Annotated in this window: 16 protein-coding genes; 6 read left to right on the top strand and 10 right to left on the bottom strand. The window is 49.3% G+C overall.

Annotation, left to right across the window (positions count from 1 at the left end; all coding sequences use genetic code 11):
- Positions 1-27: 27 nt before the first annotated feature.
- Together NST08_RS14495 and NST08_RS14490 are read right to left on the bottom strand one after the other, a co-directional pair.
- Positions 28-546, bottom strand: a complete 519-nt coding sequence (locus NST08_RS14495) for a hypothetical protein (RefSeq protein WP_210095190.1) — start codon at positions 544-546, stop codon at positions 28-30.
- A 52-nt stretch (positions 547-598) separates the two neighbouring features.
- On the bottom strand, positions 599-1,600 hold the full coding sequence (locus NST08_RS14490; protein ID WP_341341912.1) for a hypothetical protein: 1,002 nt from the start codon (positions 1,598-1,600) through the stop codon (positions 599-601).
- 529 nt (positions 1,601-2,129) lie between these two features.
- Here NST08_RS14490 and NST08_RS14485 point away from each other — a divergent pair.
- From NST08_RS14485 to NST08_RS14475, 3 genes are read left to right on the top strand one after another with little or no spacing between them, the layout of a single operon-like run.
- Entirely contained in the window at positions 2,130-2,681 is a 552-nt protein-coding gene (locus NST08_RS14485) for a DUF6431 domain-containing protein (protein ID WP_341341391.1), read from the top strand.
- Positions 2,682-2,722: 41 nt separating this feature from the next.
- Positions 2,723-4,072 carry a DDE-type integrase/transposase/recombinase gene (locus NST08_RS14480; protein WP_251537694.1) on the top strand — a complete coding sequence of 450 codons (1,350 nt, stop codon included), beginning with the start codon at positions 2,723-2,725 and terminating at the stop codon, positions 4,070-4,072.
- Positions 4,065-4,865: an ExeA family protein gene (locus NST08_RS14475; protein WP_251537695.1), complete on the top strand. Its 801-nt coding sequence runs from the start codon at positions 4,065-4,067 to the stop codon at positions 4,863-4,865. The genes NST08_RS14480 and NST08_RS14475 overlap by 8 nt, the downstream gene beginning before the upstream one ends.
- 55 nt (positions 4,866-4,920) lie before the next feature.
- Here NST08_RS14475 and NST08_RS14470 read toward each other — a convergent pair whose 3' ends face one another.
- The 3 genes from NST08_RS14470 to NST08_RS14460 form a co-directional block, all read right to left on the bottom strand.
- Positions 4,921-5,772 (bottom strand): tyrosine-type recombinase/integrase, encoded by an 852-nt coding sequence (locus NST08_RS14470; protein WP_341341911.1) that lies wholly within the window; start codon positions 5,770-5,772, stop codon positions 4,921-4,923.
- A gap of 209 nt (positions 5,773-5,981) precedes the next feature.
- Positions 5,982-6,701 (bottom strand): YebC/PmpR family DNA-binding transcriptional regulator, encoded by a 720-nt coding sequence (locus NST08_RS14465; RefSeq protein ID WP_028407082.1) that lies wholly within the window; start codon positions 6,699-6,701, stop codon positions 5,982-5,984.
- Positions 6,702-7,356: 655 nt separating this feature from the next.
- Entirely contained in the window at positions 7,357-10,479 is a 3,123-nt protein-coding gene (locus tag NST08_RS14460) for a glycoside hydrolase family 2 TIM barrel-domain containing protein (protein ID WP_341341910.1), read from the bottom strand.
- A gap of 119 nt (positions 10,480-10,598) precedes the next feature.
- Here NST08_RS14460 and NST08_RS14455 point away from each other — a divergent pair, with 119 nt between their 5' ends.
- Positions 10,599-11,423, top strand: coding sequence for an AraC family transcriptional regulator (locus tag NST08_RS14455; protein ID WP_341033226.1), 825 nt, complete (start codon positions 10,599-10,601; stop codon positions 11,421-11,423).
- 16 nt (positions 11,424-11,439) lie between these two features.
- Here NST08_RS14455 and NST08_RS14450 read toward each other — a convergent pair whose 3' ends face one another.
- The 3 genes from NST08_RS14450 to NST08_RS14440 all read right to left on the bottom strand — a co-directional run bounded on the left by NST08_RS14450 (position 11,440) and on the right by NST08_RS14440 (position 14,037).
- Entirely contained in the window at positions 11,440-11,538 is a 99-nt protein-coding gene (locus tag NST08_RS14450; RefSeq protein WP_341033225.1) for a hypothetical protein, read from the bottom strand.
- A 123-nt stretch (positions 11,539-11,661) separates the two neighbouring features.
- Positions 11,662-12,573, bottom strand: a complete 912-nt coding sequence (locus NST08_RS14445; protein ID WP_341341909.1) for an NADP-dependent oxidoreductase — start codon at positions 12,571-12,573, stop codon at positions 11,662-11,664.
- A gap of 72 nt (positions 12,574-12,645) precedes the next feature.
- Complete coding sequence (locus NST08_RS14440) at positions 12,646-14,037, bottom strand: MFS transporter (protein ID WP_341341908.1); 1,392 nt, start codon at positions 14,035-14,037, stop codon at positions 12,646-12,648.
- A gap of 145 nt (positions 14,038-14,182) precedes the next feature.
- Between NST08_RS14440 and NST08_RS14435 the strand changes: the two genes are divergently transcribed.
- Complete coding sequence (locus NST08_RS14435) at positions 14,183-15,070, top strand: LysR family transcriptional regulator (protein WP_251534545.1); 888 nt, start codon at positions 14,183-14,185, stop codon at positions 15,068-15,070.
- Positions 15,071-15,362: 292 nt separating this feature from the next.
- Positions 15,363-16,562 carry an MFS transporter gene (locus NST08_RS14430; RefSeq protein WP_341341907.1) on the top strand — a complete coding sequence of 400 codons (1,200 nt, stop codon included), beginning with the start codon at positions 15,363-15,365 and terminating at the stop codon, positions 16,560-16,562.
- 73 nt (positions 16,563-16,635) lie between these two features.
- On the opposite strand, the gene cysI is transcribed toward NST08_RS14430, so the two are convergent.
- Both cysI and NST08_RS14420 read right to left on the bottom strand, forming a co-directional pair.
- The gene (gene cysI / locus NST08_RS14425) at positions 16,636-18,357 is read right to left on the bottom strand and encodes an assimilatory sulfite reductase (NADPH) hemoprotein subunit (RefSeq protein ID WP_144865963.1); all 1,722 of its coding nucleotides are present in this window, start codon (positions 18,355-18,357) and stop codon (positions 16,636-16,638) included.
- A 43-nt stretch (positions 18,358-18,400) separates the two neighbouring features.
- The gene (locus NST08_RS14420; protein WP_341341906.1) at positions 18,401-20,239 is read right to left on the bottom strand and encodes an assimilatory sulfite reductase (NADPH) flavoprotein subunit; all 1,839 of its coding nucleotides are present in this window, start codon (positions 20,237-20,239) and stop codon (positions 18,401-18,403) included.
- Between the last annotated feature and the right edge of the window lie 266 nt (positions 20,240-20,505).

The raw sequence follows: 20,505 nt of genomic DNA, 5'->3' as shown, positions 1-20,505 counted from the left end.
GGTGGTAAATTTTAGAGATTAAACTTTTTACTTTTTTTCGTATATTAGATCACCATTAGCTGAAAAGGCCTCGAGTTTACTGTCCGCAGAGTAGGGTTCTTCTAATATGAGGTACCAGAAAGTTAGACCATCACTTAAGGTAATTTTATTTGTTACTTCTCCATTTACCTTAATCTGTTCTATATCTCCTTGATTAATTGATCCATAAACAATCCTAAACGGTACTGTTTCTGAATAGTCCCAAACGTAAGAAATTGGAATATCTTTATCAACTAAAGAGGCACTTCCACTACTATTAACCAATTTCCATTTCCCTGAGTTATATTCAATATAGCTCTCATTAAGACTGTCATCATGAGTGTAAAAAACAACAATTCCATTATCTACTACTTCGTAATGCAATATTTTGTCAAAGCTAATACTTGCTTTCTCTAGTACACTTTTTAACTGATTCTCTAGAGCAGGGCTATCTGGTGCTTTTGTGCAACCAGAAAGGATAGAGATTAACAGACACACCAGTAAAGTGAATTTAAGTTGAATTTTCATTTGATGTCAATCTCCTTGATGAAAAGGCGCATATATAGACGCCCGATTCCTTTTAATATGCTCTGCCTGTGCTAGTACGAGGGTAACGATTATTAACCGATTTATATGTGACAGTAAGTTGAGTATCTTTTAAACCTGTTCCTGAGATTGTTGCAGAAGCATCAAGTTTATGAGTTTTCCAGTTGTGTTCGAAGTCGAGAAAAACTTTGTTTGTAGAAGCTGAGCCTATTTTAGTAAAGTATAGCGTTGCTCTACCATGATCCGTATCATAACTTCTAATTAATATCGACTTGTCTGCAGCACTTCCACAAGACCAAGGAATACTAGATGAGTAAGCATTAGTATCATCAATTGTCCAGATAACTCCATTCGCAGTTTCTTTTTGCTTAGTTACTTTAGAATTGGCAATAGGAACTCCATTGTTATCGTATCCAGATTGACTCTCTTTATATGATATCCTATTTGCCGCAGTAACGCTACCACAATAACGCGCTTCAACTTTAGTAGTAGTTGCGTATGATTTCACTATGCCAATCTGATTATTGCTTCTAATGGCTAAAACATCGTAAGTATCAGCATAATTATCCCATCCAGTGAGGTCCGTGAAGTTAAACTCTCCTGAAAATTGATATTGTTTTGTACTGGAGTTATACAAGATAGTTTCGTCCGTCATTGCCAACTGAGAAGGAGTTGAGAGCGGAGTAACAACATTTTCAGTTTCCGATACTTCGCTCCATCCATTCTCTAAAAGAAACTTTTTGTTCTCCTCTTTAGCTGCTTCCCGATACTTATCATAAATTGCCTTTTCATCTATGACTGCATTGTCTATATTCAAACTAATGCTTTTTCTCGTTTTTTCTTTCTCAATCTCTTCTTCTGCTTTTTTATAAGCATTCTCGTAAATTTGGTCTGTTATTTTTTGCGTTTCCTCAGCTTGTTGAATCTGCTCTTGTGTCGGGAGTTGCTCATTTCCTGCATCTGCAAAAGATATTGCACTTCCGCCGATAGAGAAAGCTAAAAGTAAAGATGTCAAAGTGACTGCTATTTTCTTCATTTGAAACCTCCAGTTGTTAGTATGTACATCAATTTACAATTTTTGAGACAAACATACAATAGGAGTATTTAACTGTTTATTCCAATATAAAACCAAAAAATGGGACTTTCGTATCTAATTTGGATGTTTTGGAACTTCTCTATCTTTCACACGCTACTCAATAACCATCGCTATCATAGCGCCTCCATTTTGTAACGAAAATTTTAATTGATTCTCTTCTTAAACATTCAATTATTTCAATGAGAATATAATGCAAACTCTATAAGTTCATTAACGGGCTTGTTGTTTTTGCCAACTCAATTATCTGTTCATCTTGAATTGACTGTAGATAACGATTAGTGATTACAGTCGACTCATGTCCTAATAATGTTTACGCTGAAGCATAATGCCCGAAAGCTGACGGTGTTGCCTGTCCGGGGATTGACGAATATAATGTCCGTATCACAGAAAAGGAAAAGGATGCCTCCATATAGCGTGAGCCTGTTCGCGCAAGCTCACTGGAGACATCCCCTCACAAAACGTATGATCATTGTATCAAATTACGAGCTGGTTGAGAAGATCCCCGGCGTTTTTTGTTAGGTGTGCAGAAATTGTTCCTAGTCCTTGTTGCATTGCGAGTTTGACGGTGATCGGGAGCCGAAAACGGAAGCTTGTACATGCTACGGGAGAAAAGAGCGTCTTGGTCATCCGAAGACTACGTTGTACGGCTTGCCGGAAGATTCATCATGAGTTACCGGACTGCATTGTGCCTTACAAGCGTTACGAATCAGAATGTGTGGAGAATGTCATTGCGTCTGAACCCACGGAAGTAGATGTTGCCGCAGACAACTCCACACTGTACCGTTGGCGGACTTGGCTTTGCTCAATGGCTACCTACTGGTTAGGGTGCCTAGAGTCCATCGCCATTCGCTTTCATCTAGATGTTGTGAAGGAACCGTCCGCACCTTCACAAACTGCACACCATAGATTCGGACGTTATGTCGGAGATGCCGATGGATGGCTAGCAAGAGTTGTCCGACCTGTTGTGAATTCAAAATTGTGGGTACATACCCGTTCTGCATTCTTGTCCGAAGCCCTCTGAGATAGACTCGTAAACGAATCTACCAAAAGAGGTGTAAACGGATGAAAGATCAGAAGAAAGCGGAACAGATCGCTGCGGATCGTGTGCAGCTCCTTGCCCCGTTGCTTACGGAAGGGCTCGACCCGGCAAAGGCGAGGGAAATCAAGCAAAGAATTTGCGAGCAAATCGGAATATCGGAGAGAACGCTGCGGCGGTATTTAGCAGCCTACCGGCAAGATGGCTTTGGCGGATTAAAGCCGAAGAGCAAAGGAAAACAACCCACAGCCCCCGCCATTCCACCGGAGGTCTTGGAGCAAGCGATCTTGCTGCGGCGGGAAGTGCCAAGTCGCAGTGTTGCCCAGATCATTCAGATCTTGGAATGGGAAGGCCGCGTTAAGCCAGGTCAAATCAAACGGAGCACGCTTCAAGAGAAGCTCACTGAACGTGGTTATAGCACAAGGCATATGCGAATGTATGCAAACTCAGGTGTAGCGGCTCGACGATTCCAACAGCCACACCGCAATCGTCTATGGCACTCGGACATAAAGTACGGTCCGTATCTGCCCATTGGACCGGACGGAGCGATGAAACAAGTGTTTCTCGTTACCTTTATCGACGACGCGACGAGGTTTGTCCTGCACGGTGAGTTTTACCCGGTCATGGACAAGACGATCATTGAAGACAGCTTCCGAAAGGCCATTCAGAAGTACGGTGTTCCGGAAGCCGTGTACTTCGACAACGGGAAGCAGTATCGAACTAAGTGGATGACGCGAACGTGCTCCAAGCTCGGCATTCGCCTTCTGTTTGCTAGGCCATACTCGCCCGAATCAACCGGGAAAGTTGAACGCTTCAACCGGGTGGTAGATTCTTTCCTTAGCGAAGCAGCACTTGAAAAACCAAAGACGCTTGACCGCCTGAATGAATTGTTCGAAGTTTGGCTTTCGGAATGCTACCAGAACAAGCCGCATTCAGCACTTGACAAACGAAGCCCTGAAACCGCCTTTCGAAGTGACAAGAAGGCGCTTCGGTTTGTGGAACTAGAGATACTCGCCAATGCATTCCTTCATTGCGAAACCCGCAAAGTCGACAAAACCGGGTGCATCAGCTTCTTGGAGCGTAAATATGAAGTGGGGCTTCCGTTCATCGGATGTACCGTGGATGTCGTGTATGACCCGGCGGACATCACCGAGCTCGTGATCGAGTACGAAGGTCACGAACCATGGAAGGTAAAGGAACTCGTAATCGGGGAACGTGTCGGGAAACGTCCTCCACTGCCGGATCAACTTCAGCCGCTGCCGGCAGATTCATCGCGGCTGTTAAGCGTTGCTGAAGTACAAAGTCGCGGGCGCCGCGCTGAGCAAGTGCCGGCCATCAGCTTCCGTAAGAAAGGCAAGGTGAATGGCAATGTTTGAGGCATTCTATGAGCTTAGCCGTTCACCGTTCTCCAGGGACATTCTGCCTAGTGAGTTATATGAGTCGGAAATTTTGGAGGAGACGCTGGGGCGGCTAGAATATGCGGCAGAACGGCAATGGTTTGCGGTCGTGACCGGTGACTGCGGAACCGGAAAGACAACAACGATTCGGCGGTTTGCCGAAGAACTGGATCCTGCGAAGTTCAAGGTGCTCTATCTGTCGGATTCAAAACTGACACCGCGGCACTTCTACAAGGGGCTGCTGGAACAACTCGGTTGTGAATCGAAGTTTTATCGCGGGGATGCGAAACGTCAGCTGCATCGAGAGATCGAGCTCATGCGGGGAATTCATGGACTGCAGCCCGTCGTGGTCGTGGATGAAAGTCATCTTTTGGACCGAGAGATGCTGGAGGAAGTTCGCTTTCTACTAAATTTCAAGATGGATGCTCAAAGCCCAATGGCCCTCATCCTCGTCGGGCAAAGTGAATTGTGGGATCGCATTAACCTACAAGCCTACGCTGCGATTCGTCAACGCATCGATCTTCAATGCAAACTTCCGCATTATGACCGGGCCCAAACAGGAGCCTACATCGAGAGACACATGACTTATGCCGGTGCGGAACGAGACATCTTCACTGACGGAGCTATTGACGACATCTATCGTTACTCTGGCGGAGCAGCTAGGCTAATTAACAAAGTATGTACTCATTGCATGCTCTACGGCGCACAGAACAAACACCGCATTATCGACGATCATATGGTTAAGCGCGTCATTCAGGGAGAATTATCATAATTCTCCCTCTCGTATATCCGGATGCGGTCAGATTAACCGTCAATAGCAGGATAACTTACACCATCAATCTCCGGACATTATGCGTTAGCAATAACACTAATAATCTGCTAAGACTGTAAACATCTAACCCTAATCTTAATTGTTTTTGAGCATAGTAATGTCTCAGTGTATGAGGACTGCAACGAATGTGTTCTCGAACCTTAGCCTCCACTCCAGCTTTTTTGACTATTACCTCAATTGCAACTACAGTAAGAGTTTTACCATTTTGGGATAGAAAAAAATTGGAATCAGTCATGATTTTATCTTTAAAATATGCCTCTTTTACTCTCTCGTATTTAATAATGTACTTTTTCAAAAGAGGTGAAATGTATAAATGTCTTTCCTTATTCCCTTTTCCATGAATCTTTATAACACTATCTCTTACATCAAGAGAACTAAGCGTACATAATTCCAAATTTCTGATTCCTAAGTCCACAAAGAACATCAGAATTAGCTTATTTCGTAAACTTAAATAGTAATCCCCTTTAAAAACGTTAAGCATCCTTTTCACTTCATCATCATTGAAAGTCTGAATTAGAACCTTTGGTTCCTTCATCCACTTCAAACCTAGAACAGGATTTCTTTTTTCAGCAACATATCCTTCTTCTACATTGAAACGGAAAAACGAACGAATGTTTTTTTGTATTCCATTGATATAGGTTTCAGATAAACCTTTGTCTTTTAAGTTCCTAAGATAGGCTTTGATATGGGAAGTATTAACTTCTTCCACTTCAGTCACTTCAAATTCATTAATCAAAAAATTTAAGAATGCTCTGTTATTATTTCTATATCCTTTTATAGTTCGGATACTATAATTCTTGATCTCCAAATCAAATAGAAACTCTTTGTAAACATCCTCTAATAACATAAAAAACTCACTCCTTGTATAGTTATTTCATACAAAAAGTGAGTTAAAATAATGAGTACTTCTAGAAAAACGTTCATCATCATAAATTTCTTCAATCAACATAATGTATACCATCGCTGATTGAGGAAAACAGTGAAATTCGGATATCTACCCATATTTGAATCAGCAGTAGGAGCTTCTAAACACTGAATTTAAAGGATTCTTGTATCCTAATCTTCAAACTCCACGTTATGATACACCTGCTGCACGTCCTCGAGGTCTTCCAACGCATCGATCAGCTTCTCGAACTGGGCAACTCCGTCCTCCGGCAGGGTGACGAAATTTTGCGCCAGCATTGTCAGCTCGGCGACGGTAAACTCGGTTACTCCTGCATTCTTGAACGCTTCCTGAACCGCATGGAATTGATCCGGCTCTGCATAAACAATAACAGCCTGATCCTCTTCGATAATGTCACGGACATCCAGGTCCGCTTCGAGCAGAAGATCCATAACCTCCTCGGAAGTTTTGCCCTCTACGCCGAATACGGCTGTCTCATCGAACATATACGTAACCGATCCGCTGACACCCATATTGCCGCCGTTTTTATTAAACGCTGCCCGTACAGCGGAAGCTGTACGATTCACATTGTTCGTCAGCGCATCGACAATAATCATGGAGCCATTCGGCCCGAAGCCTTCATAACGAAGCTCTTCATAGTTCTCATCGCCGCTGCCTTTGGCTTTCTCGAGCGCACGGTCAATGATGGCTTTCGGCACGTTATATGTTTTGGCACGCTCCAGAACGACCTTCAGTGCACGGTTGGATTCCGGATCCGGCTCACCCTTCTTCGCGGCGACATAAATTTCAACGCCGAACTTCGCATACACGCGACTTGTATTCGCATCCTTGGATGCTTTTTTCTCTTTAATATTATTCCATTTACGGCCCATACTTTTCCGCTCTCTTTCATCATTGAATCTGTAGCCGGTATTCAACAAATACCCTCGTCCATTATATCTCTATTAGAGGAGATGAACAAGTTAAGAGCGAAGAAACAGGGGATGTGGAAGGATAACAGCCTTTCGCTCATCCCCAAGCTGCGTCCGATACCAAACTGGTCAATAGGGCGTAAAGTAACTCGGATATGGATGTTGAAAGTAACGTTAACGATACAAGTCCTTTCTGGGGACTTGCTGCGGCGCGTGTGGAGCCCGGTTCGCTCGTACAAGTCCCTTTTTGCAGCTAGAATAGAAAGTAGACACCCCTTAGTGATAAAACGATAATGAAACAAAGGAGACGAGAAGGTGTCCAAAAAATGAGTGGCCATAGACAACATTATAACGAGACATTTAAACGTGAAACCGTAAAGTATGTGCAAGAACAATCGAAGACGGTGGAGCAGATCGCCGATGAATTGAGTATTCGTGCACGAGTCTGTCAACCATGGTGAAACCTTACGTCAGCGGGGCAACCGGCAAGCTCTTCTCTTGTCTCCACTCCCACCATCCAATAAGGAAACGACCGTTTCTCCTAAGCGGGAAACGGTCGCTTCTTATTTTTATGGCTCGGTGGTTCTTCGGTCGTTCCTTTTTTTAAAACTTCAAATTACTTTCCGAACGCTTTTAATGTTAGTGCCAGGCTGTATTCCCGGTTCGCGTACAGGATATGCTCCGGATGAGGCTTTGCTCCCCAGCTGTCGTCACCGCCGACGCCCATTTGCTTCGCCATGAGCCGGATAACGGTTTTGTCGGAAGCCGACAGCTTATAGGCATGATCGCTCGCCTCGATTTCGGACGGCGTATACGGCAGCGCATTAAATTCAAACCTGGTGTTACCTTCGAACAAGAAGCCCGTTCCGGCTTTGTTCTCCACCGATGCCCATCGAACTTCCGTCTTGTTTCCGCATTCCTGCGGCCGCAAATATGGAACCCATTGATCTTTGACGAGTCCTTCATATTTACCGATCTTCGTTCCGCTGTTCCGGTCGGAATAATTCTCAAACGGGCCCTTTCCGTACCACTTGATTAGATCGAACGAGCCTTCCATTGCAAACAGCAAGCCGACTTCCGGGATTTCCGGCAAGCCCTCGCCGGGTGTGAGCCGCATCCGCACATCCATCGTTCCGTCGCCTTGAATGCTGTATTCCAAGGTACAGCTGGACTCCGGTACGGTCGGCAATGCATAGCGAACCCTGACATCTGCCGAAGCCGGAGCTGCACGATAGGAGAACTCGAGCAGCCTCCGCTCCATGCTGGCTGCGCGCCATATTCCGCTGCGCTCCTCCAGATTGTTCCCGCGGTCATTATCCACCATGGCCCGCCAGAAGTTCGGACGGAGCGGCACAGCGATAAGCTCTACGCCTGCGGCTGCGTAAGAAACCAGTTCCCCCGTGATTTTATCAAAAACAACCGCAAACTCCTCCCCTTTTACGGTAACCTGATCCTGTTTCACGTCCAGCTGTACCGGCTTCCCGGCAGGAATCGGGTTCACTCGAGTCTTCTGAACGGCCGGAAGCACAAACTGTCCGAAGGCAACCTCATGCCCTCGTTCAGCCCATGTCGTGCCTTCTTTCAACTGAAATCCGAAGGTTGCGATAAATTCATCACCGGCCGATCCAGCTTCCGTATGCTTCAGGATGTCCGTGACATCGACTTGGATGACGTCGCCCGGCGCGCAAGGAAAAACGCGTTCGCCTTCCGCGACTGGATCGCCGTTACGCATGAGATTCCATACAAAATCAAATTCCGAAAGATCCGTAAACAGATACTTGTTCGTTATGCTCAAGCGGCCATCCGATAGCTTGCTTCCATCAAATCGGACGCTTTGATAGCATTTTTTTACTTCAGCGATCTTCGGCGACACGGTTCGATCCGCAAAGATGAGGCCATTGCCGCAGAAGGTGCCGTCATGCGGCGATTCGCCGAAATCTCCGCCATAAGCCAAGTACTCCTCGCCGTCTTGGTTGCGGGTAAGAATGGATTGATCGATCCAATCCCAGATAAACCCTCCCTGAAGCACCGGATACCGGTCGAACAGCTCCCAGTAGGCGCTTAACCCGCCGCAGGAGTTGCCCATAGCATGGCTGTACTCGCACAGGATGAACGGTTTGGGCGGGTTGTTTCGGGCATAGCTCTCAATATAATCGAGCTTCGTATACATATGGCTTTCGATATCAGATGCCGCATCCGACCGGCGATCGTGGAACACGCCCTCGTAGTGCACGATGCGGGACGGGTCATTATCTTTGAAGTAACGGTACATATGAAGGAAATTGTCTCCGCCGAACGATTCGTTGCCTAGCGACCAGATCACGATCGACGGATGATTTTTATCCCGTTCATACATCGACTTGGAGCGGTCCAGCACGTTGCCTAGCCATTCCGGCTTGCTTCCGGGGATCGTATCCTCTTCCTCTTTCTGTCCGTAGCGCCAAGTTCCGTGGGTTTCAAGATTCACCTCGTCAATGACGTATAAGCCGTACTCATCGCAAAGATCGTACCATTTCGGATGGTTCGGATAATGGGAGGTCCGGACCGCATTGATGTTATGTTCTTTCATCAGCTTGATATCCGTCAGCATCTCTTCGACGCCGATCGCGCGGCCCTTCAGCGGAGAAGATTCATGGCGGTTGACGCCCTTGAATTCCACCGTCTGTCCGTTAATTTTCATCAGCCCGTCTTGAATCTCAAACCGGCGAAAGCCTACTTTGCAGCTTACGTATTGAACGGGCTCGTTTCGTTCATTTTTCAAACAAACGACCAGCGTATACAAATTCGGATATTCCGCGCTCCATAGCTTTGGAGAATCGACCTGGCCAGGCAAAGTGATCGTCTGCGCCTTGTCGGTGCCGAGCGTGAAGCCTTCCGATACGGCATTGCTCCACACCGGCTGCCGATGCTCGTCAAACAGCTGCATTTCCAGCGCCAATTCCCCTTGATGCTGTTCGCTATAATTGTTGATTCGCACGGCAACGTTCAGAGAAGCATTCTTATAATCGTCATCCAGCTCAGGGAGCGCTTTAAAATCGTAAATATGGGCATCCGACGCCGTGTAAAGGTACACATCCCTGAATATGCCGCTCATTCTCCAGAAATCCTGATCCTCCAGCCAGCTGGCATCACTCCAGCGATATACCTCGACGGCGAGCTTATTCTCGCCCTGCACCAGGTAAGGGGTAAGATCAAATTCAGCTGGCGTAAAGGAATCCTCGCTGTATCCAACCATCTCTCCGTTCAGCCAAACATAAAATGCCGATTCAACGCCTTGAAAGCTGATAAAAACAGGTTGGCCGCTCCAGTCGTCCGGAACTGCGAACGTTTTTATATAGGAACCGACGGGATTGTATTTCGTCGGCGCGTAAGGCGGTTTCAAATTCTCCTGCTCGACCCAGGGATAACGGACGTTCGTATATTGTGGGTAATCATAGCCTTGAAGCTGCCAATGCCCGGGGACGGTAATCTCTTTCCAGTTCGACGCATCATAATCTCGTTTGTAGAAATCCTTGATCCGCTTCTCCGGATTTTCCGCCCAAGCGAATTGCCATGAGCCGTTTAAACTCAAATAGTTTCGGGAATCCTCGAACCTACCTTCGATAGCTTCCTCCAAAGTGTCATATGTAATGAGCGTGGCATGGGCATCCATACGGTTCAATTGATAAATTTCAGGGTTATTATTCCATTCGGGATAACCGTTCGCTGGCGGGCTGTAGATCCACTTCGTCTTTCCCAAATTCCGTTCACTCCATTTCTGTTATAATTATATTCACATTATAGAGTGATGAATTTTCTTTTTTCCATTAAACGATATTCAGCATGATTTAAATATTTGAAACCGAGGTGCAGACTTCTATGGATATTATCCATTTCTGCCATCTGAGTGAATCGGACAGACGTCTTCCCGTGTATCTTACGTCAGCGGGACAATGGAACCACCAGGAGCCCGTTCATAGGCCTGACGGCTTCGCATCCTACCAGTGGCTCATGATCTTGTCGGGTGAAGGAGCTCTCTATACAGACGACAGCGTTTATTCCGCCAAAGCGGGGCAGGCGATCTGCCTGTTCCCGGATGTTCCGCACCGCTATCACGCACTCCAGGAGCCATGGAAACTGATGTTCATTTCCCTGGAGGGCAGTCTATGCGGGCCGCTTCTCGCCCAAGCCGGAATTACGAAGTCGGGCGTGTATACGATGCTGGACCCGGATAAGATGCAGGCGGTTTTTTCAAGCATCATTGAGAGTGCCGGCTCAAACGACAGCCATGCCGGCGTGGAATGCTCCAAGCTGCTTTACGCTCTGCTCCTGGATATCCCCATGCAAATCCAGGCCAAGCAGCATACCCGGCATCAGCATTTCGAGCGGCTGCAGCCTGTCATTCGATACATTAAGGAATATTGTCAGCATCCGCTAACGCTCGATCTCTTGGCGGAACAGGCTGGCGTCACCCCGCAATATTTGTGCTTGCTGTTCAAAAAAGCTTTCAATTTAAGACCGATGGAATACGTGAATCGGGAGCGCATTCAATTAAGCAAAGAGCTTATGGTCTTGGAGCCGCAGCTTAAAATCCAAGAGATTGCCGGCATGGCCGGATTTGAGCACACCAGCTATTTTTGCACGGTTTTCAAACGATTAGAGGGGGTTTCCCCTGAAACATTCAAGAAATCTCAAAGCTATTAGATTTCTGGATCCCGTGTTACTTGCTCGTTGCTGCGAACGCGTCAAGCTGATCCTGCAGCTCGGCCATAAACGTTCTGAAGCCGGCTTGATCCAGCTGCTGTACGGCATTCGCCAAATCCGATTCGATAGGTTATACATGATGAAGCCTGGGTCTGGTATCAGTTCCGGCAGTGACTGGCTTAAGACATGAAAAAGCCGCGATCATCGCGGCTTCCATTCGTAAAAGTCTCAGCTTGGCTTATAAAGTTAATACCACTTTTCCTCGTCCGTGGCCGGTCTCTACCAGGCGATGCGCCTCCTGCGCCAATGCTAGCGGATAGGTTTGTCGGAGATGGATCCGAACGGCCCCTTCCTCATACAGATCGGTCAGCTCTTGGAGCCTGGCTGCGCTTCGCATGCCTTCCAGCGCAGGTACGCCAAGCTCGTCGGCGGTCTCGCTCGCTACCATCGTTCGTATCCGTTTCTTGTCCGGAACAAGCTCTACCGAAGCCCTAAGCGCCTCGGCTCCTGCGGCATCAAGTGCAGCATCTACGCCCTGGGGTGCAATCGCGCGTACCCGTTTCACAAGTCCTTCCCCGTAATGGACGGGGATGACGCCGAGTGAACGCAAATAGTCATGGTTTGCTTCGCTAGCCGTACCGATGACGACCATGGCCCCCCAGCGCTTAGCCAGCTGGCAGGCCCATGTGCCGAATCCCCCTGCCGCGCCATGGATGATCACGGTATCGCCATGCCCGATGCCGATCGCCTTCAGAGCCATATGCGCTCCTTGGCCGTTGCCGGATAAACCTCCTGCAATATCCCACGGCATATACGGCGGCTTCGTTACGATTTGGTCCGCACTGACTACGATATACTCCGCATAGCTGTTGAATAGGGAGAAGCCTAGCACCTCCATACCGGCCTCGAACCCCTCAACCCCCTCGCCTACCTGATCAATGACCCCGGCAAACTCATTCCCCGGAATGATGGGCAGCGGTTTATTACGGACATAGGATATCGTTCCTTCCCGTACACGGCAATCAAAGGGCATCACGCCGGCAGCTTTCACCCGAACTCGCACGGTGCCGGGACCTGCGGAGGGGTTCTCCATTTCCATAAGGGTTAAGACTTCCGAAGGACCGAAAGTGGATACAGCCATGGCTTTCATATACAACCTCTCCTTTATACGAAATTAATTTTGACAGATATAACTTCCTTCGCCCTTTCCGCACCTGGACTTTCACCCTGTTGAGGAAGCATCGTGAAGCTTCTTCGACCGCCGTATGAACGCTGCTGCATAGATCATGACGACCGCCATCATCAGCATGGCCAGCAGCAAATAAATGTTGCTGAAGGTATTGGCTTCAGCGCTTTTCTCTCCAATCAAAGGGTTCCAGGCGGAACCGATCCCTTGGTCCACCATTCTTCCGTACAGGCTGGCAAAAACAGCTCCTGAAACAAAATTCATCATCGACATCAACCCCAGGCCAACACCGCTTTGATCCTTCGGAAGGGCCAGCGATATGGTTTTGGTAAGCGAAATCGCCATAAACGCCTGGCCTACAGTGCCAAAGATTAGGAATAAGGCGATGAGAATCTGCGCACCCATTGAAAAAGAAGACATCATCAAGAAGCAGATCATGTATAGCGTCGAGGCTAAGAAGAAAAGAAAGCTGTTGCCCTTGCGATCAACCGCGCGCCCTCCCGACTTGCTTAAGAGCGCTGCGAGGACAGCAGCGGGCACCAGCACCCAACCGGCCTTGCCGTCTCCCATCCCATGCAATTCGGACAGCAGGGTCGGTGTCAGAAATGCCAGCGAGTAGCCGATGCCAGTTGTCATAAAGACAATACCCAGGCCCAGCGCATAACGCCTATTCGAAAAAAGCCGGGGACTGATAAAAGGTTCTTCAGCTCTCGTTATTCTCAGGAGCAGAGCCGACATAAGCAAAACGAAGCCAATGAATGTCCATTGTGCCACCGACGTTACGAACAGCAGCAGCATGGCAATCGTCCCGGCAAGCAATCCCCCTCCAAGCCAATCCATCCTTACCTTGCGGCCTTGCTGATCATCCTGTAAATATTTGTAGTAAAGCGGCAATAACAGCAGGGTCAGCACAGGCAGCAGGAACAATAGCCGCCAATGCACAACGCTCGACAGCAGGGCTGCCAACGCCGGGCCTGCGGCGCTGCCGACAGCGCCGCCCGTCATCGTAATCCCCAGGGCTCTCCCCCTCGTGGATGACGGAACATAACGAACAGGGATTATTCCTGATACAGCAGGGATTACAGCCGCGCCTGCGGCTTGCAGCATCCGTCCGGCAATGACCATGCCATAGGATACCGACAGCATCCCGACAAGCGAGCCCGCCGCAAAGGTAATGAATCCAAACGTAATCAGGGATTTTAACCGACAAGCATCTGCGAGTTTGCCGTACACTACGCTGCCGACCGCAAACACCAGCAAATACGTGGTGCTCACCCAACTGACCTCTGACATGCTTAGCTTGAATTCATGCCGAATCTCTGGAAGCACAATGTTGAACATCGTTGCATTCATAACCGTAACGGCAAGGGTGAGGGCCACTAAGACCATGAGGCGGTCCGTGGGTGACTTAATTGACCGTTTCTCCATGCATAACACTCCTGACTTAAATGGAATCCCCGATAAATAGAGGAATGACCTTCTGTTTCACTTGTATTTTATATGGCTTCTGGAATAAACTGAAATATATATCCTAACATGTTGATCATATACTTCAGTATATAGGGGGATGAAGATGGAGCTGCTCCAGCTGCGTTATTTTCAGACAGTAGCCAAAATGGAACATATGACGAGGGCCTCACAGGAGCTGCACATCGCTCAGCCTGCTCTTAGCAAGACGATTGCAAGGCTGGAAGCCGATGTCGGCGTCCCTCTTTTTGATCGCTACGGCGGACGGATTCGGTTAAATGCATTTGGTAAATTATATTTGGACAAGGTGGATCGCGCGCTGCGGCTGCTTGAGGAAGGTCAGAAGGAAGTAATGGAGCTGGCCGGTCTCGAGCATGGAAGCATCCACTTGGCAACCTCTACGCTCGACCTGCTGTCCGATCCGCTCAGCCGATTTATTGGACGATATCCTGACGTGAACTTCAAGATCTCCCAGGTCAGTCCGGATGAAATGATCCAACTGGTGGAAGACGGGCGGGCCGATATGTGCTTTACTGCAATAGCCCTGGAGCAGCCCTTTTTGTCCCAGGTTACCGTGCTGAGCGAAGACATCTATTTAGCGGTACCGGCGGGGCACCGGCTGGCGGGTCAAACGAGTGTCCGGTTGTCCGAGCTGGGCGGAGAATCGTTTATTGGATATAAAGAAGATTTTATTTTTCAAAAGATGTATGACGAGTACTTTCGTGAAGCGGGAATCCGTCCAAAGTATGTATGCAGGGTGGATGAGCCGCCGGCGGTTGCCAGCCTGGTTCGAGCGGGGATCGGGGTTGCATTGTACGGATGCAAAAGCGCTCAGGACGGTAAGCTTACGCTGATTCCGATCACGGAACCGAAATGCAGGCGCGATTACCGGCTGGTCTGGCATAGCAAACAATATCTGTCTCTGGCTGCCCGCACATTTCGCGAGTTCTTGATGGATTATTTCAAGGATTCCGATGGAAGCACATCCCTATAAACAAGCACAAAACAAAGAGCCCCCCCTATCATCAAGGGCGTGGCTCTTATTTCGTCTATCTGTACGTTTAGGCGTGAAGCTGCAGGCAGTCCAGTACCTCCTGCACATAGCCTGCACGAACGATAATCGCCTATTCCTCTGCAGCATCATAAACACGGAAAAATAAACGCTTGTAATTTTATAGACATTTCATTATTATGTCTATGTATTAAACATCGTTCTGCGCATTCGTTTGTTTGATTACGTTATTTAGCTTGATTCATTCGATAGCCTAGAAAGGAGCCCTATTTCCGTGTCTAACAATCCCTACGTCCGCGTCATTTTGCTGTCGCGGGTGTTTCTCAACCTGGGCATTTGGGTCCGTAACTTTGCGATTTTGCTGTACGTTACGGATTTGACCCAAAATGACCCGCTGTACGTCTCGCTGATATCCGTTGCGGAATATGCGCCGATCTTCCTCTTTGCGATCATCGGAGGAACGTATGCCGACCGCTGGCAGCCCAAACGAACGATGCTCGGGGCTGATATGCTGTCCGCCCTTTCCGTATTTCTCGTATTGGTCGCCGTTCACCTCGGATCATGGCAGGCTTTGCTCGGACTAACCTTTTTCTCAGCGGTCGTCTCCCAATTCTCGCAGCCTTCCACGATGAAGCTGTTTAAACGTCATGTGCCGGAGGAGCAGCTTCAATCGTTGATGGCGATGTTTCAATCGTTGGTGGCTTTCTTTATGGTCATCGGCCCGATCGCCGGAGCTTTCGTCTACCAGCGGTACGGCATCGAAATATCACTGGTCGTTACGGGCGTGTTATTCAGCGGATCCGCACTGTTCCTATCCCGTCTGCCAAGAGACGAGAAGAATGCCCGGCCATCTCATAAGCCTGATTTTAAACGAGAGTTGACGGAAGGGTTTCAGTATGTCTGGAAACGGCCCGCCTTGCGCTCTCTTGGCGCTACGTTTACCTTCGCCGGGCTGGCGGCAGGCCTGATCCAGCCCTTATTGCTGTTCGTCACGATCGAGAATCTGGGGAAGGACAAAGCGTTTCTTCAATGGCTGCTGACGGCGAACGGTGCGGCTATGCTCGTTGGCGGTGGATTCGTCATGTGGTTGGCGAAGAAGGTTTCCCCTCAAACTCTACTGGCCGCTGGACTCGCCGTCAGCGCCATCGGAACAATCGGGATCGGCTTTTCTACCCATATCCCGCTAACGCTGCTGCTTCAAGTCGTGAACGGTTTTTTCTACCCTTGCATCCACATCGGCATCAATACGCTGATCCTGAAAAATACCGACAGCTCCTTTATCGGCCGGGTAGGCGGCATTCTCACCCCGATGTTCATGGGCATGATGGTCATCGGCATGTCGCTGGGCGGCATGTTGAAAGGCGTCTCCTCCATGGTTACCGTCTACTCGATCAGCTCCATCCTGTTCCTTGTTGGCGTCCTCTTCCTCCTTCCGTTATTGAAACGAAGCGCGGTTTCCAAAGGAAGCGTTTGATCCCTATCCGAAATAATTCAAGAGCCTCACCCTGGACAGAAGGGTGAGGCTCTTGGTATTTTTCGCGAACCGATTATGCGTGGAACTGCCGGCCGTCCAGTACCTCCTGCACATAGCCTGCCCGAATGACAAAATCACCGAAATGCTCGCCGTCGTGCCGGTCTTGGGCATAGTGGGCGATGATCGGACGAAGGGTATCCAAAATTTCCGCTTCTCCGATGTTCTCCTTGTACAGCTTGTTCAGTCGATGACCGGAAAAGCCTCCACCCAGGTACATATTGTATTTGCCCGGCGCTTTGCCGATAAATGCAATCTCCGCAAGCATCGGCCGTGCGCAGCCGTTCGGGCAACCGGTCATCCGAATGACGATATCCTCTTCGCTCAGTCCGTGCTCCGCAAGCATCGGTTCGATTTTATCCAGCAGCGAAGGCAGGTAGCGTTCGGACTCCGCCATTGCCAGACCGCAGGTCGGCAGCGCCACGCAGGCCATGGAATTGCGGCGAAGCGCAGAGCCGTGTTTGCCGTCCGTCAATCCATAGGTTTGGATGAGTTCCTCGATCTTTTTCTTCTTATGGCTGCTGACATTGGCAATGATCAGATTCTGGTTCGCCGTGAGGCGGAAATCGCCGTTATGAATATTCGCAATTTCCCGCAGGCCCGTCATCAGCAAATAATCCGGTTCGTCCTTCACCCGGCCGTTCTGGATAAAGAGGGTATAGTGCCATCGTCCATTGCTGCCTTTTACCCAGCCATAGCGGTCACCGTTATGGTCAAAATGGAACGGACGCGCCTCCTCCAGCTCCCAGCCCAGCCGGCTGCTCAGCTCGCCTACGAACCAGCCGATTCCGCGGTCATCGATCGTATACTTGAATCTGGCATGCTTTCGCACGGCCCGATCGCCGTAATCACGTTGAATCGTAACCGTCTTCTCCGCAACATCGATGACCTGCTCCGGCTTACAGAAGCCGATCAGCTTCCCTACCTGCGGATAAGTGAGCGGATCCCCGTGCGTCATCCCCATGCCGCCGCCAACCGTTACATTGAAGCCCTGGAGCTTCCCGTCTTCCACAATCGCGATCAAGCCAAGATCCTGCGAGAACACGTCGACGTCGTTGGAAGGCGGAACCGCAATGCCAATCTTGAATTTACGCGGCAAGTAGACTTTGCCATAGATCGGCTCCTGCTCTTCATCCTCACGGCTGTCGACAACCTTTTCTCCATCGAGCCAAATTTCGTGATATGCCCGTGTGCGGGGATCCAGATGATTGCTGATCTTGCGTGCCCATTCGTAGACCTCCGAATGAACCTCGGATTGGTACGGATTCGGATTCAGCATGACGTTCCGGTTCACGTCACCGCATGCGGCCAGCGTGCTCAGCATCGCTGCGTTCACTTCCTGGATCGTGCTTTTCATATTCCACTTAAGCACGCCGTGAAGCTGGAACGATTGACGGGTAGTCAACCGGATCGTCCCGTTGGCATACTTCTGTGCGACCCGGTCCATCATCAGCCATTGCTCCGGCGTCACCACGCCTCCGGCGGCTCTAACGCGAAGCATGAATTGATAGGCAGGCTCGAGCTTTTGCTTATGCCGTTCATTCCGCAAATCCCGGTCATCCTGCATGTAGCTGCCGTGGAACTTCATGAGCCGGTTATCATCCTCCGGGATGGAACCCGTGATGCGGTCTTGAAGCGTCTCGACCAGGCTGCCTCGCAGATAGTTGCTTCGGCGCTTAATATCTTCTACATCGCTATGCGGTGCACTATTCGGTGATAACAAATGATTGTCAGACATGTCCCTGCTCTCCTCTCGCGATCACGGGATATCGTTTCCAAAATTAATAGACATCCCGCTGATAACGTTTCTGTTGCTGCATAAGGGTAAGGTATTCCGATGCCTCTTCCGGACTAAGGCCGCCTTCCTGCTCCAGTATGGTGCCCAGCGCTGCATGCACGTCATGAGCCATCTTCTTCTCATCACCGCATACATAAACGCAGGCTCCCTCTTGCAGCCACTGGTATAACTCTTTGCTGTTCTCCAGCATGCGGTGCTGTACATAAACCTTCTGCTCGGTATCACGGGAAAAGGCTACATCCATCCGCGTCAGTACCCCTTCCTTCAGCCAGCGCTGCCATTCGATCTGGTACAGGAAGTCCGTGGCGAAATGCTGATCCCCGTAGAACAACCATGATTTCCCGGAGGCGCCTATCTCCTCGCGTTCCCCGAGGAATGCCCGGAACGGAGCAACGCCCGTACCCGGTCCGATCATAATAATCGGCGTGTCCGGATTCGCCGGCAGTTTGAAGTTCGGGTTGTGCTGAATGTACACCGGCAGCGAATCGCCGGCTTCTAGCCGCTCGGCCAATTGAACGGAGCAAACGCCGTAACGGTTCCGGCCATGTGCCTCATAACGGACCGTTCGTACCGTAATGTGAACCTCGTCCGGATATGCCTTCGGACTGCTTGCAATCGAATACAGGCGTGCTGGAATCTTACGCAGCACCCCTACCAAATCACGGGCTGGCACTTCCCGCAATCCGTAATCCTGAACCAAATCCAGCAGGTCGCGCTCTTGAATGTAATTGCGCAGCTCCTGTTCGTGGCCTGGCTCGAGCAGGCCCTTCAGCCCTTCATGGCCCGTCAGCTTCGCCACTTGTTCAATCAAAGGCTTTGTCAGCACGGTAATCTCATAATGACGCAGCAGCGCATCGCGAAGCTTGCGCACCTCGCCGTTCTTGTTGATCACAACCTCTTCGTCCGCATTCCATCCCATCGCCGTAATCAGCTCATCTACCAGCAGCGGATGATTTTCCGGGTAAATCCCGAGGCTGTCCCCCGGTTCATACTGGAGATTGGAACCTTCGAGGGATATTTCGATATGGCGGGTCTCCCTCTCTGAACCCCGGCCGTTCAAGTTCATGTTTTCCAGCACTTCGGCCTGAAACGGATTGCTTCTCGAATATTCCGATTCCGTACTCTCGCTCAGAGCTACCGCAGCAGCTTCACCCGAAGCAGCCGAAAGCCCGCCGGACTGATTCAAGGATCGAAGAACTTGAGTCATCCACTCGGATGCCGGCTCATCAAAATCTACGTCGCAATCCACTCTCGGCGCCAGCCGTTGTCCTCCCAATTCTTCGAGCCGCTTGTCGAAATCCTTTCCGGTCTGACAGAAAAACTCATACGAGGTATCTCCCAGCGCCAGCACGGAATACTGCAAACCGTCCAATTGCGGAGCACGCTTGCTGTGGAGGAATTCGTAGAAAGGGATCGCGTTATCCGGCGGTTCTCCCTCACCGTGCGTGCTCACGAGAATGAGGAGATGCTGCAGCTTTTTCAGCGTGTTCGGTTTGAAGTCGCTCATGGATGACAGCGTGACCTTCATCCCTGTTTCCTCGAGCTTCTTGGTGAGCTTCTTCGCCAATCCATGACAGTTGCCGGTCTGAGAGCCGAATAATACGGTGATTTCCTTCGGTGCAGCCGCCGCGGGAGCTGCGCTGACCGAAACCGTCGCTTGCGTAGCAGCAGCAGGGATAGCCAAGGCAGCTGCCGTACTTTGGAGAGCTGTAATATAGCCGCTGAGCCAGGTTCTCTGTGCTTCCGTCAATGTCGGCAGCAAACGGTTCAACAGATCAACCTGCTCTTGGTTGAAAGGGCTGTTCGTTACTTGAAGTTCCAACAATATCCACCTCGCAAAAGCATCCGATTTTAAATTCCCAGTAATACGATACAATTAATTTTATTACTCCTCTGAACCTATCATAGCTAGGGGAAACGGTCAATTCGAATGTTCTTATAGCAGTTATCAGATCTGCTGATAAATCGATAAGTTCGGGATATGATGCTCTCAAAGTTGACTATTTGGACGTGTTGGGCGGTATTTGCGGGGAGTGGCTTTTACAAGGAGAGGTGTTTGCGTACAGCAGCCATAAGAATATACGGATA

The organism is Paenibacillus sp. FSL K6-1566 (assembly GCF_038050475.1).
Lineage (GTDB): Bacteria > Bacillota > Bacilli > Paenibacillales > Paenibacillaceae > Paenibacillus_AQ > Paenibacillus_AQ lactis.
This window is presented reverse-complemented; position numbering and strand designations above follow the sequence as displayed.